Below are 224 nucleotides of genomic sequence, written 5' to 3'. Positions count from 1 at the left end.
GCCACAAACGCGCTACCAGATGTATGGTGAATTGGCACTGGCACAGCGCGTTCTGCGTGATTTTGCTGATGCTCAGTTAGACCGAATTCGCGTTGATTCCCGTCTGACTTATGAAGCGTTGCTGGAATTTACGGCGGAATACATCCCGGAGATGACCAGCAAACTGGAACATTACAGCGGACGCCAACCGATTTTCGATCTCTTCGACGTTGAGAATGAAATCC

At 50.0% G+C, this 224-nt stretch carries 1 protein-coding gene; it reads left to right on the top strand.

Going from position 1 to position 224, the window contains the following annotated elements; genetic code table 11:
• The coding region (locus tag FDX22_RS12360; RefSeq protein WP_186805304.1) for a ribonuclease E/G at positions 1-224 on the top strand (224 nt) is incomplete at both ends.

This window comes from Citrobacter sp. TBCS-14 (genome assembly GCF_005280805.1).
GTDB classification, from domain to species: Bacteria; Pseudomonadota; Gammaproteobacteria; order Enterobacterales; family Enterobacteriaceae; genus Citrobacter; species Citrobacter gillenii.
This window is presented reverse-complemented; position numbering and strand designations above follow the sequence as displayed.